The following is a 13152-nucleotide window of genomic DNA, read 5'->3' as shown; positions in this document are numbered from 1 at the left end:
TCACCTCGCCCGCGGTGAGAGAGGGAAACCAGCCGCTCAGCTCCTCAGCCCCGGTGCCTCCTGGCCGGTGCGCGCGACGTATTCGGTGTAGCCGCCGCCATATTGATGGATGCCGTCGGCGGTGAGTTCGAGGACGCGGTTCGACAGGGCGGCGAGGAAGTGCCGGTCGTGGCTCACGAACAGCATCGTGCCCTCGTAGTTCGCCAGCGCGGTGATGAGCATCTCCTTGGTGCCCATGTCGAGGTGGTTGGTCGGCTCGTCGAGGACGAGGAAGTTCGGCGGGTCGAACAGCATCTTGGCCATGACCAGCCGGGCCTTCTCGCCGCCCGAGAGCACGCGGCAGCGCTTCTCGACGTCGTCGCCCGAGAAGCCGAAGCAGCCGGCCAGCGCCCGCAGGCTACCCTGGCCCGCCTGCGGGAACGAGCGCTCCAGGTCCTGGAACACGGTGAGGTCGCCGTCGAGGAGGTCCATGGCGTGCTGGGCGAAGTAGCCGAGCTTGACGCTTCCCCCCACCGCGATGCTGCCGTCGTCGGGCGGGGTCGAGCCGGTCACGAGCTTGAGCAGGGTCGACTTGCCGGCGCCGTTGATACCCATCACGCACCAGCGCTCCCGGCGGCGGATCGAGAAGTCGAGTCCCTCGTAGATGGTGCGGCTGCCGTAGCGTTTGTGCACGTTCTTGATGATGACGACGTCGTCGCCCGAACGCGGCGCCGGCTGGAACTCGAACGCCACCGATTGCCGGCGCTTGGGGGGCTCCACCCGCTCGATCTTGTCGAGCTTCTTCACCCGGCTCTGCACCTGTGCGGCGTGGCTGGCGCGGGCCTTAAACCGCTCGATGAACTTGATCTCCTTGGCGAGCATCGCCTGCTGGCGCTCGAACTGAGCCTGCTGGTGCGTCTCGTTCAGGGCCCGCTGCTGCTCGTAGAAGCCGTAGTCACCGGAATAGGTGGTGAGTGTGCCGCCGTCGATCTCGATGACCTTGGAGACGATGCGGTTCATGAACTCGCGGTCGTGCGAGGTCATCAGCAGGGCGCCCTCGTAGTTCTTGAGGAACGCCTCGAGCCAGATCAGGCTTTCGAGGTCGAGATGGTTGGAGGGCTCGTCGAGGAGCATCACGTCCGGGTTCATCAGGAGGATGCGGGCCAAAGCCACACGCATCTTCCAGCCGCCCGAGAGCTTGCCGACGTCGCCGTCCATCATCTCCTGGGAGAAGCTCAGGCCCGCCAGCACCTCATAGGCCCGGCCTTCGAGGGCGTAGCCGTCGAGCTCTTCGAACCGGGCCTGGACCTCGCCGTAGCGCTCCACGAGCGCATCCATCTCGTCCATCCGGTCGGGATCGGCGAGGCCGGCTTCGATCTGCTTCAGTTCTGTGGCGACCACGCTCACCGGGCCGGCCCCGTCCATCACGGCGGAGACGACGGAGCAGCCCGACATCTCGCCGACATCCTGGCTGAAATAGCCGATGGTGATGCCCCGGTCGGTGGCGACCTGGCCCTCGTCGGGCTCCTCCTCGCCGGTGATCATCCGGAACAGGGTGGTCTTGCCGGCGCCGTTCGGCCCCACGAGGCCGACCTTCTCGCCCTTCTGGAGCGCGGCCGACGCCTCGATGAAGACGATCTGCCGTCCGTTCTGCTTGCCGATTTTCTCGAGGCGGATCATGCGCGCATCGGTGTCCTGAGATCTGTCCCGCGGGCCTTACGGCATGGCGCGCGGAAGCGGAAGGCGGGGCACCACGGGCACGATCCGCGAGGCACGGCCTCGCTGTCGCGGATGGGTGCCCCGGCCAGACCCGAGCCCAGATACCGCGAGGGCCTTGCTTGGACAGCGCCGGGCCGATCGCGTATCCACGCATCGCCTCATTCAAAGGGTATTTGCCGAAGCTTCTCTGCCGAAGGTCCCCTACCCCGTGCCGGTCCAGTCGCTGATCCTCTACCCCGATCCACGGCTGCGTCTGCGTGCCGAACCGGTAAGCGTGTTCGACGAGGACCTTCGCCGCGATGCCGCGGATCTTGTCGCCGCCCTCGCCCGGGTTTCGGCCATCGGCCTCGCCGGGCCACATGTGGGGTGGCTCGCCCGGGTTGTGGCGCTTCGGCTCGAGCCCGGTACGCCGGCGACGATCTACGTCAATCCGGAGATCGTCTTCGCCTCACCCGAGACGGAGCCTCAGACCGAGGGTAGCGTCTCGATGCCGGGCGTCTCCGACACCGTGGAGCGGGCCGCGCGGATACGCCTGCGCTATTCCGATCTCGACGGGGTCTCACACGAGGTTGAATCGGTGGGGTTCGAAGCGGCCTGCCTGCAGCACGAGATCGACCAGCTCGACGGCATTTTCTGGATCGAGCGCCTGTCGCGGCTTCGTCGGGACCGTGCGGTGAAGCGCTACGCGAAGGCGAGGCGCGCGGCATGAGGCGTGGATCCCGTTCCCGCCCGCTGGCGGCCTTGTTCCTCGCAGCGATAGGGGCGGCGCGCGCCGAAGCGCAGCCGGCCAAAGCTCCGACGCCCCTGCCGTCGTCGGCGGCCCTGCCCTCCGCGCCGGCGATTGGCTGCCCGTCATTGGCCAATCTGCGTCTTCTCCTGCGCCAGTCGGAAGGTGACCTCAAGAAAGCGGCCGCGACCCTGGCCGATCCGAAGGCCGACCACCTGAGTTGCAATCTTCTCGGACGTGATACGGTCAATGCCATCACGGACCATGCCGCCCTCAACGGCAACGAGTACGACTGCGTTGGCATCACCGGAACCAGCATCTGTTCCTGGACCATCGCCGGAACGGTCGTCCCGGCCGATCCGGCGCGATCGGTCAAAAAGGCGCCGCCCCCCAAATCCAAGCGCTGACGGCGCGTCATGGCGGCGGGCGATGCCGCAGCGCGCCCTATATCGCCTCCGGTAGAGCCAAGCCGGAGATCCACACCATGAAGCTGTCGCAACGCCGGGGAATCGCCCTCCTGTTGATCATGACGGGAGTGAGCATGGCGGGAACGACCCTGGCCGGCGCCGGCTCGATGTCGCCGAGCGAGGTGGTCGCCTGCGATACCTTGGTCAACCTGCGGGTCTTGATGGGGCAGGCTCGGGCCGATCTCGGCGACCATCCCGTCTGCCGCCGAATCGCCCGCGATCGTGTCGGCGCACCGGAACACCGCGCCATGATCGGCGGCGCTCCGTTCGAATGCCTCGCAGTGAGGGACGAGCCCTCCTGCCTCTGGATCAAACCATAGGGAGTCGTGCCGGAGGGAAGCGGATATTCGGCACCTAATACCGATGCGCTTTTCCGACGAACCACCCTACCTTAGCCGCAACGAAGGGGGGTAAACTCATGGGTGACACTGCCGGATCATGCGGTGGAGAATCGGCTGGCCGTCAAGGGCGCCGCATCGCCTGCATGGTCGCTGTGGGATTGTTGGGATTGGTCTCGCAGGCTCGAGCAGAGGCCCCGATCAAGAGCCCGCAGGATGCAGCCTGCCGCAACGAGGCGCGTGCGAAGGTGTTCGTCACGCCCGATCCGGGTGGGATTGGGCTCTACGCGGTCGGCCGGCAGATCTACATGACCTGCATGGCGCGTTCCCAGCCACGCGCCGCACGTCGGCGGCGATAGGCTACGTCCGCCGACGATCAGACGCTTCGCGGCGCGCCGATACGTGCCCGCAAGCGCAGGCGCAGGTTCTCGTTGGCCGTTGCATCCGCATCGACGGCGAACATCAGCCGAAGAAGCCGGCTGATCGGGGTCGTGCCGTCTTGAACTGCGGCCTCGACCTGGTCCTGGAGCGCCATCCGCTCATAAGGACGCTGAGAATCGAAGCTCGACTGGGCCTGATGCGCCATGGTCTGCGTTCCGTCGCTTGGGATCACTTTTCCCCGGGCGGTTCGCTACGCGAAGACGTCCGCCTCCGCCAGTCCCTTTCGCCGACTATTCATAGCCGGCAGCCGGTTCTGACGCATTTGTGTCATGTGTGGCTTGCAGAGCGGTTCCAGACTGGACCCTCAGCGCGGGACAATGTGGAGACCGTCATCGGGCAAGAGGTTGCGTGCCGGCCCGCCGGTCTGCTGGCCACGGCCCTGCTGATAATAGGGCAGTTCCGGCCGGCGGTCGTTATCGCTGCCGGAATCGTATTCCCAGGCCTGGTTCCACGGCGCCCGGCCACCCACCGTGATGCCACCGGTGGAGTCGATGTCCCGCACCACCGGACGATCCGGATAGGGACCGGAACCGGCCTCGGCGGCAAAGGGAGCCGCCATCATCGTCAGGGCGAGCAAGGCGGAAAAGGCGGTCTTCATCACAGGCCTCGGAAGCACTGGCCGGGATCCGGCGCGAATCGATCACGTGATCCTATAACAGCAAAGGTTGTCGCGACGTTCCGCCCGTCCCATCGCGGCGCCATGGGAAGGGCGGACCAGAACGGAGAGGATCTCCATCGGTTCTGCCCGACCTGTCCCTACGCTCTCAGCATTTCCCCGACCCAGATGCCGCGCTCGACATGGTCCGTTTCATCAGGCGTTCGGGCATCAACACGGCGTACCATCTGGGAGCCTGGGCCTGTCACCTGCGTCATCCCGGCCTGCCGCTGCTCTTCGCCACCAGGTTCCTTGTTCTCGGCGTCTTCGTCGCGACCTTCAACGACCTGACGTTCCGGCTGAGTGCCCCACCCTACGGCCTCAACCAGGCCCAGATCAGTCTGGTCTTCGCCGTCTTCCTGTTCGGTGTGATGTCATCCTCGACGGCAGGCTCCCGGGCGGACCTGTTCGGTCGTGGTTCCGTCCTCGCCTCGGGGATCCTGATCATGGCGGTGGGCATCGCCCTCACGCTGCTGCCCTCGCTTCCCGGCATGATCGTCGGCGTTGCGGCGGTCACGGTCGGGTTCTTCGTGGCGCGTTCGGTGGCGAGCGGCTGGGTCGGTCGGATGGCGGCCGGGTCCAAGGGCCATGCAGCGTCCTTGTACCTTCGCGCTGGCTATCTCGGTTCGAGCTGCCTTGGTTTGGCCGGCGGATGGTTCTGGACAGCCCAGGCTTGGCCGGCTGTGGCAGTGTTCAACATTGTCCTGCTCGCCCTCACCATGGTGGCGGCCGCGCTCTTGTGCTGGAGCAAGCGACGGCGCGCCGCTTGAATCACAAGGTACAAAAAAGAAGCCCGACGCCCGGCGAGGGGCGGCGGGCTTGAGCGGATCCGCTTGCCGTCAATGCACGGTCGCGGCGGATTCCATCGGCGCCACGGCGCGCGGCTTCGTGGCGCGGAGCGGTTTCGTCGCCGTGGAGCTCGATGCAGTCTTGGTCGATGCGGTCTTGGTCGCGGCAGTTTTGGTCGCGGCAGTTTTGGTCGAGGCGGCCTTGGGCGCCTTGGGCGCGGCCGGTGTTTTGGCAGAAGCAGCCTTGGCCGAAGACGATTTGGCGCTGGCCGTCCTGGTCTGGCGCGGCGCGGTCTCGGACGCCTGGACCACGGCCTTCTCGGCGACGGCCTTGGCGGCGGTGCTCCGCGAGGCGCGGGGTTTCAGGGTCTTGGCCGGGCTCGGTGCCAGGCTGAGATCGGCGGTCACGGGCTGAACGTAGACCGGTGCGGAAAGGCTCGCCGCGCGCAACTCGGCCTCGGCCGTCAGCCAGTGATCCTCGGCGCGGCCGAACACTCGGCCCTCGCTTTCCCAAATGTCATAGGCGCGCTCGCGCACCAGCTGCTCGAAGGGATTCATTCGCGCTCTCCTCGTGGGTGGTGGCCCCGATGGAAGCGGAGGTTGGTTAATGCTCGGTTAATGTCGCCCCGCGGCCAGGGCGTCTCAGGCTTGCGAGAGGCGTCGCGCGTTGGCGCGGACCTTTCGGCGGTATCCCGTGACCACCTTCTGCGTGGAGACCCCGGTCGCGATCATCATGGCAGCCTCGCCGGCCGCCATGATCTTCTCGCTGACCATACGCTGAGCCTCGATCTGCGCGGCCGGACCGCCCAGGGAAAGCTTCGCGAGACGAAGGCCGATCACCTGCTGCGATTCCATCGCGAGCAGGGTCGCGTCCATGCCGAGCTTCCACCACGCACCGAACATGTCAGTCCTCTCCACGCCGATGGGCGCAATGGCCGCGCTTATGCCACGCGGCTCGCCATGGTCGAAACGGGCGGCTCTGTCGAACCGACGTCACGGATGCACGATTCCGTGAGCGCGTCTCAATCGAAGGAGCGCGACTTCGCAGAGGACCCGCCGAGGCTGATCTTCTTCGGGGCCGAACCGCCGCCGAGGCTGATCTTGCGGGGCGGCGGCGGGGCGGCGGGGTTCGGAGCCGCGGGCCGTGCGGATTTCATCTGCGCCTGGCCATGGACCACCGAGCCGATCTCGCCCGCGACACGCACGAGGTCGTCCCGCTCGCAGGCTCGGGCGACAGAGAGGCCGAGCTGATGCATGTGGCTCTTGCCGTAGAGATAGACGGCAAGCTTGGCGCGAGTGGTGGGGGGGATTTCGGCGAGGATCTCGGGCAGGTCCTCGGGCTCGGCACGGTAGACCGCTCCGAGCAGGTCGAGGGAGACCGGGCAGGCGGGATCCGGCTCGGCGCCGCTGGTGGGGTGCGACTGGGTCATGGAATACCTGTCTGGCTCGTGGATGTCTGGGCAAGTGTGTGGGCCGGAGCCGTGTCGGCGGCGGGCGGTGTCGTCTGTGTCCGGACGACGGCGTCCTCCGGGCGCGGTTGAGGATTGGGCCGCGCCGGCCGCTCCGGCTGCAGACAGCCGCTGCAGACGGAGGCGATCGCGATGCGGGCGCGGCGGTCGGCTCGCTCCCACACCGCTTCGCGAGCGGCCCGGGCCCGTGCCACTTCCTCCGCCGATGGCATTCCCCCGCTGGCGCCGATCTCGGCCGGAGCGGCGTCGGGAGGCCTGATTCTCAGGAGGAGCGGTTCCTGGGCCAGAACGGGCGATCCTGCAAGGGTGCAGGCGAGAGATGAAGCGGCGAGCCGGCAAGCGAGGATCGTGCGGCCCATCGGCTCCTCAATCGGATCGGCAGACCCCTGGTCCGTCGGGGAACGATCGTCGGCCTAGGGTTAACATGACCTTAACGCGAAGACGACCTTGCCCCATGGGAGTCTCCATTCTCATCCAACACCGCTGTGCCCCGTATTCGACCCGAGAGCTCGAAGCGCATCGCTGCGCATATGTCTGAGGGCTTGCCGGTTGCCGAGGGATGAATCTCGACCAGCGACGGTCGGCGTCTGGAGCTTCGCTGACAGGACGACAAAAGCCGATCCGGCTCTACACCACCCGTCAATATCTGAACCGTCCGGCATAAACAGGCTGCCCGGAACGGATACCGCACGCCTCGATCGCGCAATGACAGGAGAGGGCCAACCAGCGAAAATCCGTGATCTTCGGACTCCCCACGGCTGGACGAAGCCCCCTCTTTCCTTTTACGGGATAGACGTGGGGCCTGTAGCTCAATGGTTAGAGCCGACCGCTCATAACGGTCTGGTTGCAGGTTCGAGTCCTGCCGGGCCCACCACTCTCTCCGCGAACGACGGACGTTCGGGTTTGGCGGGAGATGTGCGGCGTCTCAAGGGCATAGCGAAAAGCTGCAGTTTTGAGGCCTCTTCTCCGGGGCGGACCTACGGCCCTGATTCCTGGCGATTTCGGGCGGTTTCTCGCCTGCCGCCGGTGCAGCTTCCACACCGATGTGGCTGGCTGGGCTGGAGACCGGTTCGCAGGCTAGCAGAGCCGTGGTTCGGTAGTGGCTGTGCACTGGCGTGTGAGCGATTACCGCCACTTCGGACTGGACTTGCGCTGCGAATGGAGCGGAACTGTCAGCGTCCTTGAGGCCGCCTACGCGGTGCGCCCTCGACCCCCTGCCGATCCCTCGCGATCCGCGGGGTTGCGCTGGTGGCAGCAGACCCGCTGCCGACCCATCGCAAGGCCACCCTCATGATCGACGAGAACTACCACGCGCTGCTGAAGGCAGCCGCCGAGTCTCACGACCAGTTGATCGCCCGTCCCGCCGGACTGAACGCTCGAGCCGCCAAGGCGCTGTTGCCTAAACTCTGCCAAACCGCGTTGGTGGTCGAGGTCGTCGTGACAGCGGATGAGCCGCACTGGCACAGCGACGAGCGCGGTCCGATCGGGCTGCGCCTCACGACCGCCGGTCGAGAAAGCCTCGGCCTCGATGCCGGACCGGACAGAGTTGAGACAAAGCCGCGATCCGGCACGAAGCAGGCGCTGATCGTCGCGATGCTGCAGCGTGAGGAAGGGGCCACACTCGCCGACCTGATGGCCGCCACCGGCTGGCTCGCCCATTCGACGCGCGCCGCCCTGACTGGCCTGCGCAAGCGAGGGATGATCCTCACGAAGGGATGCGATGCGGAGGGTCGGACCGCCTATCGTCTGACCGACGATGCCACGGTTGAGGTCCGGTGATGGCCGCCGTGATCAGCCCCGAGCTCAAGCGCGAGATCGAGGCGCTTGCCTCCCTCGATCTGGGCGACCTGCGCATCCGCTGGCGGCATCACCTGCGAACCGCCCCTCCCCCGCATCTGTCCCGCCCCCTGATGGTGCGGCTCGTCGCCTATCGCATCCAAGCCAGGATGCTGGGCGACCTCGATCGCGACAGCGCCCGGCTGCTCGATCGGATCGCGAAGGAGCGCCTGCGCCGAACGCGCGGCCAAGCCGAAGGCGCCGCCCCTCGTCCCGCCGATCCCGACGCCCGGGCTTCGGCCCGGCACGCTGCTGGTGCGGGAGTTCGGGGGTGAGGTCCACACCGTCACTGTGGTGGCGGGTGGGTTTGCCTGGAGGGAGACGACCTATGCCAGCCTGTCGGAGGTCGCTCGTGCGATCACCGGCACCCGCTGGAACGGACCCCGCTTCTTCGGGCTGCGGGACAAGGTAGTCACCAGGGCGCCAAGCAGCGGCGATGAGCCGTTCATGGCTGTGGCCGCGGGAGGGATCGCGTGATGGCATCGCCCTCCAAGTCGCTGCATGCCAAGGCCCTGCCGTCGAAGACCCAGGCCCCCAAGGCTCTGCGCTGCGCGATCTACACCCGCAAATCCACCGAGCACGGGCTCGATCAGGCCTTCACCTCCCTCGACAACCAGCGCGAGGCCGCCGAAGCCTACATCAAGAGCCAGGCCCATGAAGGCTGGCGCCTGCTGCCCGACGCCTACGACGATGCCGGCGTCTCGGGCGGCAGTCTCGAGCGTCCGGCCTTGCAGCGGCTGCTTGCCGAGGTCGAGGCGGGACGCGTCGATGTGGTGGTGGTCTACAAGGTCGACCGGCTCACCCGCGCCCTGTCGGACTTTGCCAAGCTCGTCGAGCTGTTCGACGCGCACGCCGTCTCCTTCGTCTCGGTGACGCAGGCCTTCAACACCACCAACAGCATGGGGCGGCTGACGCTCAACGTCCTGCTGTCGTTCGCCCAGTTCGAGCGCGAGGTCACGGCCGAGCGCATCCGAGACAAGATCGCGGCCTCGAAGCGCAAGGGCATGCGCATGGGCGGACCTGTGCCGCTGGGCTACCGCGTCCATGACAAGAAGCTGGTCCCCTGCCCCGATGAGGGTACGCCTTCGGTGAAGGCCGCGGTCGTGGTCCCGGCGGGGTGTCAGGCCGCGATTTGATGGAGCCGAGACGGGGTCCAGTTCCACGGCAGCAGATCGTCGATGCGCCGGGCCGAATGGTCGGGTAGCCGCCCGAGCACGTCGGCGAGCCAGGCCTGGGGGTCGATGCGATTGAGCTTGGCAGTCTCGATGAGCGTGTAGAGGGCAGCCGTGCGATGGCCGCCCGCATCCGATCCGGCGAAGGTCCAGTTGCGGCGGCCCACCGCGATGGGCCGGATCGCCCGTTCGGCGGCATTGTTGGACAGGCAGATGCGTCCGTCGTCGAGGAACCGGGTGAAGGCGGTCCAGCGCTTGAGCAGGTAGTCGATCGCCGCGGCTGTGGGAGCCTTGGCCGAGAGCCTGGCACGGTTCTCTCGCAGCCAAGCCTCCAGGTCGGCGACGATGGCGGCCGAGCGGGCTTGGCGGTGCGCACGGCGTTCATCCGGCTCAAGACCGTTGGCGGCGCGCTCGATGGCGAAGATCGCATCGATCCGCGTCACCGCCTCGATGGCGATCGGAGCCTTCCTGAGGTCGGCCAGCTCGAAGAACTTGCGTCTTGCATGGGCCCAGCAGGCCGCCTCGCGGATCGGACCCGGCTTGCGGCCGGGCTCGTACAGCCGGCCGAACCCCGAGAAGGCGTCCGCCTGCACGATGCCGTGGAAGTTGCCGAGCCAGGTCTCGGCATGCGCGCCGGAGCGGTCGGGGGAGTAGAAGTAGGCTGCGGCCGGCGGCTCGGGTCCGCCGAAGGGGCGGTCGTCGCGCACCACCGTCCAGAGCCGGCCGGTGCGGGTCTTCCCTTTGGCCAGGACCGGCACCGGCGTGTCGTCGAGATGGAGGCGGTCGGCTTCCCGGACATGGGCCTCGATCCGGGCCACCAGCGGCGACAGGGCGGTGGTGACGGCCCCGACCCAGCCGGCCAGGGTCGAGACGTCGATCGGCACGCCTTCGTGGGCGAAGCGCTGGCTCTGGCGATGCAGCGGTAGGTGGAGGCCGAACTTGGCCATCATCACCTCGGCCAGGAGGTTCGGCCCGGCCCGCCCCCGCGGGATCGGGTGGAAGGGGGCCGGGTTCTGCGCGATGGTCTCGCAGTCGCGGCAGGAGAAGCGCTCGCGCACGTGCTGGATCACGACCCAGCGCGCCGGGATCCGCTCCAGAGTCTCGGTGACGTCCTCGCCGAGGTGGCGTAGGCGTGCCCCGCCACAGCAGGCGCAGGTCGTCGGGCCGGGATGGAGAATGCGCTCGCGCGGCAGATGCTCGGGCAAGGGCCTACGAGCGGGCTTGCGCTGGGAAGAGGTCGGGGTGGTATGCGGCTCGGGCTCAGCCGCTCGCGCCTCCGTCTCGGCCAGCGTCTCCTCCAGATCCTCCAGGACGAGTTCGAGCTGGTCGATCCGGGCGCTGCGTTCCGAGGAGGCCCCGAAGCGCTCCCGTCGCAGCCGGGCGACCTCCAGCTTGAGCCGTTCGACCGCGATCTCGGAGGCGAGCCGCGCCGCCCGCTCGGCCAGGATCATGGCGTGGGCGGCAGCGAGATCGGTGGGAAGCGGTGGGAAGCGGTGGCGGCTCAGGCGCGTTCGGCACGCCGACAGAAGAGCATATTGCTCAGCCCCTGTAACGCGTTATCCTCAGCCGACGGCGCTCGGACGCCAGCTTGTCCGCGGCATCCGCCAGTCGATCCCCGAGAGCAGGTAGCCGAGCTGCGCCGTCGAGATCGTCACGGCTCCGGCCGCCACCGACGGCCACAGGAAACGGCCGCGGTCGAGCCGCTTCGTGTACAGGCACGCGCCCTGGCTATCGTGCCAGATCACCTTGATCAGGTCGCCGCGCCGGCCGCGGAAGACGAACAGGTGCCCGGAGTGGGAATCGCGCTTCAGCGTCTCCTGGACAATCATCCCCAAGCTGGAGAAGCCCTTGCGCATGTCGGTGTGGCCGGTGGCCAGCCAGACCCGAACGTTGGCCGGCAGCGGGATCATCGGCCCTCCAGGGCATCGAGCACCCGACGCAGTGCCGCGGCATCGACGTCCCGGTCGACCTTGAGACGCCGACCACCACCGCGATCGATCTCCATGACGCCGGTCTTGCGCCGCGCTCGACGGGGCTGGGCCGCAGCATCATGATCATCCGACCGCAGAACTGGAACTGCCGGCGAGGGCTCCGGGGTGATCGCGACGGGCACGAAGACGGGGGCCTGCTCGTCCCCGCCCAAACGGCCTTCCCGAGCCTGGCGTCGCCACGTGAACAGCAGGCCCTGGGCGATCCCGTGCCGGCGCGCCACCGAACACACCGACACGCCCGCCTCGTACGAGGCTTCGACGATCCGCACCTTGTCCTCGAACGACCGGCGCCGCCGTCGTTCGGCCCCCTCCAGTACCTCGACCCGCATCGCCTCGACCCGCTGACCTCAATGCCAGCATTAAGGTCAGGCTTCAGCCGAGTGCGCGATGCCGTCGACCGCGGCCATCACCGAACGCGTACCGATGAGGCGGCCCAGGTACGAACGATCTTCGAGCGCTACCTCGCGCTCGGCTGCCTGAACGGACTGGCTGTCGATCTTCAGGGCCACGGCATCCTGACCAAGCGATCCCCGCGCCGGGACGGCACGATCCGGGGCGGTATCGCCTTCACCAAGGGTCCGCTGGCCTATCTGCTGCGCAACCGGGTCTATATCGGCGAGGTGATCCACAAGGACCGGTACTATCCCGGAGAGCACGAGGGCATCGTCCCGCGCGAGCTGTTCGATGCGGTACAGGCGGCGCTGAGCGAGAAGGCGCGGGCGCAAGGTTCCGCCCGGGGCAACACCGGCTCGTGGCTGACGGGGCTGCTCCACGATGACCGCGGCAACCGGATGACGCCGAGCTCGGCCAGGAAGGGCGCTCTCCGCTACCGCTACTACGTCTCACGCGCCCTCGAGACGGGCCAGCGCAGCGAGGCCGGCTCGGTCTCCCGGGTGTCGGCGCCCGAGATCGAGCAGGCCGTGCGGGAGGCGCTTGCACCACCCTCCCCTGACCAACCTTCCCCATCCAACGAGATGCCCCTGCTGGCCCAGGTTGGCCGCATCGTCGTTCACCCGAGCCATCTTGCCATCAGCTTTGTCGGGCCGGACGAGGCTGAGCGCGATGACAGAGCGTGCGGAGCAGAAGCCATCGAGCTGGCCCCGCTCAACGTGCCCTGGTCAGCCCGATCGAGCCGTCGTCGGCGCCAGATCATCCGTACCGACGGTGATGACGGAGCAGCGCCGTTGCGGCCGATGCGGGTCGAGACCCGAGCCCGCCTCGTCGACGGGATCGCCAAGGCGCGCTTCTGGCTCGATGACCTTGTCAGCGGCCGCGTGGCGGACACCCATGCCATCGCCACAGCGGAAGGCTGCAGCGAGCGCTCGGTGCGCATGACCCTCAACCTCGCCTTCCTGGCTCCATCCGTCATCCAGGCGGCGATCGCTGGCACCTTGCCGGAAGGGTCCGGCATCTCCGTGCTCATGAATGCGCCAATAGCCTGGAGCGAATATCCTGACGCTTGCGGCGGCAATGCAGCGTGAAGGAGCACGTGCTGCGATTGACTGGCAGCGCATGGTCATACTGGCAGTCGGACGCTCGTTGTCATATTGCTGCGGAAGTAATGCGCCAT

18 protein-coding genes, 1 tRNA gene and 1 pseudogene are annotated in these 13152 nt (G+C 67.5%); 10 read left to right on the top strand and 10 right to left on the bottom strand.

What is annotated here, in order from left to right:
- Window positions 1–36: 36 nt before the first annotated feature.
- A complete protein-coding gene (locus RQI43_RS04720) occupies window positions 37–1659 on the bottom strand; it encodes an ABC-F family ATP-binding cassette domain-containing protein (RefSeq protein WP_056433838.1) in 1623 nt (540 codons plus the stop codon).
- A 247-nt stretch (window positions 1660–1906) separates the two neighbouring features.
- Between RQI43_RS04720 and RQI43_RS04715 the strand changes: the two genes are divergently transcribed.
- The 3 genes from RQI43_RS04715 to RQI43_RS04705 all read left to right on the top strand — a co-directional run bounded on the left by RQI43_RS04715 (window position 1907) and on the right by RQI43_RS04705 (window position 3212).
- Window positions 1907–2407, top strand: a complete 501-nt coding sequence (locus RQI43_RS04715) for a peptide deformylase (protein WP_311274386.1) — start codon at window positions 1907–1909, stop codon at window positions 2405–2407.
- Window positions 2404–2832: a hypothetical protein gene (locus tag RQI43_RS04710; protein WP_311274385.1), complete on the top strand. Its 429-nt coding sequence runs from the start codon at window positions 2404–2406 to the stop codon at window positions 2830–2832. Before RQI43_RS04715 ends, RQI43_RS04710 begins: the two co-directional genes overlap by 4 nt.
- 77 nt (window positions 2833–2909) lie before the next feature.
- A complete protein-coding gene (locus RQI43_RS04705; RefSeq protein WP_311274384.1) occupies window positions 2910–3212 on the top strand; it encodes a hypothetical protein in 303 nt (100 codons plus the stop codon).
- Between the two features lie 394 nt (window positions 3213–3606).
- Here RQI43_RS04705 and RQI43_RS04700 read toward each other — a convergent pair whose 3' ends face one another.
- The gene (locus RQI43_RS04700) at window positions 3607–3816 is read right to left on the bottom strand and encodes a hypothetical protein (RefSeq protein ID WP_056433825.1); all 210 of its coding nucleotides are present in this window, start codon (window positions 3814–3816) and stop codon (window positions 3607–3609) included.
- 159 nt (window positions 3817–3975) lie between these two features.
- The gene (locus RQI43_RS04695) at window positions 3976–4269 is read right to left on the bottom strand and encodes a hypothetical protein (protein WP_311274383.1); all 294 of its coding nucleotides are present in this window, start codon (window positions 4267–4269) and stop codon (window positions 3976–3978) included.
- 200 nt (window positions 4270–4469) lie between these two features.
- Between RQI43_RS04695 and RQI43_RS04690 the strand changes: the two genes are divergently transcribed.
- The gene (locus RQI43_RS04690) at window positions 4470–5096 is read left to right on the top strand and encodes a hypothetical protein (RefSeq protein WP_311274382.1); all 627 of its coding nucleotides are present in this window, start codon (window positions 4470–4472) and stop codon (window positions 5094–5096) included.
- 69 nt (window positions 5097–5165) lie between these two features.
- Here RQI43_RS04690 and RQI43_RS04685 read toward each other — a convergent pair whose 3' ends face one another.
- From RQI43_RS04685 to RQI43_RS04670, 4 genes are all read right to left on the bottom strand, one after another.
- Window positions 5166–5672, bottom strand: coding sequence for a DUF2934 domain-containing protein (locus tag RQI43_RS04685; RefSeq protein ID WP_311274381.1), 507 nt, complete (start codon window positions 5670–5672; stop codon window positions 5166–5168).
- Window positions 5673–5756: 84 nt separating this feature from the next.
- Window positions 5757–6017 (bottom strand): hypothetical protein, encoded by a 261-nt coding sequence (locus RQI43_RS04680; protein WP_056433811.1) that lies wholly within the window; start codon window positions 6015–6017, stop codon window positions 5757–5759.
- A gap of 119 nt (window positions 6018–6136) precedes the next feature.
- Window positions 6137–6544, bottom strand: coding sequence for a hypothetical protein (locus RQI43_RS04675; protein ID WP_018043878.1), 408 nt, complete (start codon window positions 6542–6544; stop codon window positions 6137–6139).
- Complete coding sequence (locus RQI43_RS04670) at window positions 6541–6942, bottom strand: hypothetical protein (RefSeq protein ID WP_311274380.1); 402 nt, start codon at window positions 6940–6942, stop codon at window positions 6541–6543. The genes RQI43_RS04675 and RQI43_RS04670 overlap by 4 nt, the downstream gene beginning before the upstream one ends.
- Window positions 6943–7381: 439 nt before the next feature.
- Here RQI43_RS04670 and RQI43_RS04665 point away from each other — a divergent pair.
- The 5 genes and pseudogenes from RQI43_RS04665 to RQI43_RS04645 all read left to right on the top strand — a co-directional run.
- A tRNA-Ile gene (locus tag RQI43_RS04665) sits at window positions 7382–7457 on the top strand.
- 416 nt (window positions 7458–7873) lie between these two features.
- Entirely contained in the window at window positions 7874–8362 is a 489-nt protein-coding gene (locus RQI43_RS04660) for a DUF3489 domain-containing protein (RefSeq protein WP_311274379.1), read from the top strand.
- Window positions 8362–8694: a DUF2924 domain-containing protein gene (locus tag RQI43_RS04655; RefSeq protein ID WP_311274378.1), complete on the top strand. Its 333-nt coding sequence runs from the start codon at window positions 8362–8364 to the stop codon at window positions 8692–8694. The genes RQI43_RS04660 and RQI43_RS04655 overlap by 1 nt, the downstream gene beginning before the upstream one ends.
- The gene (locus RQI43_RS04650) at window positions 8675–8896 is read left to right on the top strand and encodes a DUF2924 domain-containing protein (RefSeq protein WP_311274377.1); all 222 of its coding nucleotides are present in this window, start codon (window positions 8675–8677) and stop codon (window positions 8894–8896) included. The genes RQI43_RS04655 and RQI43_RS04650 overlap by 20 nt, the downstream gene beginning before the upstream one ends.
- Window positions 8896–9495, top strand: a pseudogene (locus RQI43_RS04645) (recombinase family protein); the annotation flags it as partial. The gene RQI43_RS04650 and the pseudogene RQI43_RS04645, both read left to right, overlap by 1 nt.
- A gap of 44 nt (window positions 9496–9539) precedes the next feature.
- Here RQI43_RS04645 and tnpC read toward each other — a convergent pair.
- From tnpC to tnpA, 3 genes are all read right to left on the bottom strand, one after another.
- Complete coding sequence (gene tnpC / locus RQI43_RS04640) at window positions 9540–11042, bottom strand: IS66 family transposase (RefSeq protein ID WP_311274376.1); 1503 nt, start codon at window positions 11040–11042, stop codon at window positions 9540–9542.
- 111 nt (window positions 11043–11153) lie between these two features.
- Complete coding sequence (tnpB, locus tag RQI43_RS04635; protein ID WP_311274375.1) at window positions 11154–11501, bottom strand: IS66 family insertion sequence element accessory protein TnpB; 348 nt, start codon at window positions 11499–11501, stop codon at window positions 11154–11156.
- A complete protein-coding gene (tnpA, locus tag RQI43_RS04630) occupies window positions 11498–11911 on the bottom strand; it encodes an IS66-like element accessory protein TnpA (RefSeq protein ID WP_311274374.1) in 414 nt (137 codons plus the stop codon). The genes tnpB and tnpA overlap by 4 nt, the downstream gene beginning before the upstream one ends.
- 51 nt (window positions 11912–11962) lie before the next feature.
- On the opposite strand from tnpA, the gene RQI43_RS04625 reads away from it, so the two are divergent.
- The gene (locus RQI43_RS04625) at window positions 11963–13063 is read left to right on the top strand and encodes a recombinase family protein (RefSeq protein WP_311274373.1); all 1101 of its coding nucleotides are present in this window, start codon (window positions 11963–11965) and stop codon (window positions 13061–13063) included.
- Window positions 13064–13152 lie beyond the last annotated feature (89 nt).

It is taken from the genome of Methylobacterium sp. WCS2018Hpa-22 (assembly GCF_031843785.1).
Lineage (GTDB): Bacteria > Pseudomonadota > Alphaproteobacteria > Rhizobiales > Beijerinckiaceae > Methylobacterium.
Note: the sequence above shows the minus strand (reverse complement) of the source record. Positions and strands in the feature narration are given on the sequence as shown.

Coding starts and splice junctions, on each gene's coding strand:
- RQI43_RS04700 (WP_056433825.1), bottom strand. CDS start 3,816: ATGGCGCATCAGGCCCAGTCGAGCTTCGATTCTCAGCGTCCTTATGAG.
- RQI43_RS04710 (WP_311274385.1), top strand. CDS start 2,404: ATGAGGCGTGGATCCCGTTCCCGCCCGCTGGCGGCCTTGTTCCTCGCA.
- RQI43_RS04690 (WP_311274382.1), top strand. CDS start 4,470: ATGGTCCGTTTCATCAGGCGTTCGGGCATCAACACGGCGTACCATCTG.
- RQI43_RS04685 (WP_311274381.1), bottom strand. CDS start 5,672: ATGAATCCCTTCGAGCAGCTGGTGCGCGAGCGCGCCTATGACATTTGG.
- tnpC (WP_311274376.1), bottom strand. CDS start 11,042: ATGATCCTGGCCGAGCGGGCGGCGCGGCTCGCCTCCGAGATCGCGGTC.
- tnpB (WP_311274375.1), bottom strand. CDS start 11,501: ATGATCCCGCTGCCGGCCAACGTTCGGGTCTGGCTGGCCACCGGCCAC.
- RQI43_RS04660 (WP_311274379.1), top strand. CDS start 7,874: ATGATCGACGAGAACTACCACGCGCTGCTGAAGGCAGCCGCCGAGTCT.
- RQI43_RS04670 (WP_311274380.1), bottom strand. CDS start 6,942: ATGGGCCGCACGATCCTCGCTTGCCGGCTCGCCGCTTCATCTCTCGCC.
- RQI43_RS04695 (WP_311274383.1), bottom strand. CDS start 4,269: ATGAAGACCGCCTTTTCCGCCTTGCTCGCCCTGACGATGATGGCGGCT.
- RQI43_RS04680 (WP_056433811.1), bottom strand. CDS start 6,017: ATGTTCGGTGCGTGGTGGAAGCTCGGCATGGACGCGACCCTGCTCGCG.
- RQI43_RS04675 (WP_018043878.1), bottom strand. CDS start 6,544: ATGACCCAGTCGCACCCCACCAGCGGCGCCGAGCCGGATCCCGCCTGC.
- RQI43_RS04720 (WP_056433838.1), bottom strand. CDS start 1,659: ATGATCCGCCTCGAGAAAATCGGCAAGCAGAACGGACGGCAGATCGTC.
- RQI43_RS04655 (WP_311274378.1), top strand. CDS start 8,362: ATGGCCGCCGTGATCAGCCCCGAGCTCAAGCGCGAGATCGAGGCGCTT.
- tnpA (WP_311274374.1), bottom strand. CDS start 11,911: ATGCGGGTCGAGGTACTGGAGGGGGCCGAACGACGGCGGCGCCGGTCG.
- RQI43_RS04705 (WP_311274384.1), top strand. CDS start 2,910: ATGAAGCTGTCGCAACGCCGGGGAATCGCCCTCCTGTTGATCATGACG.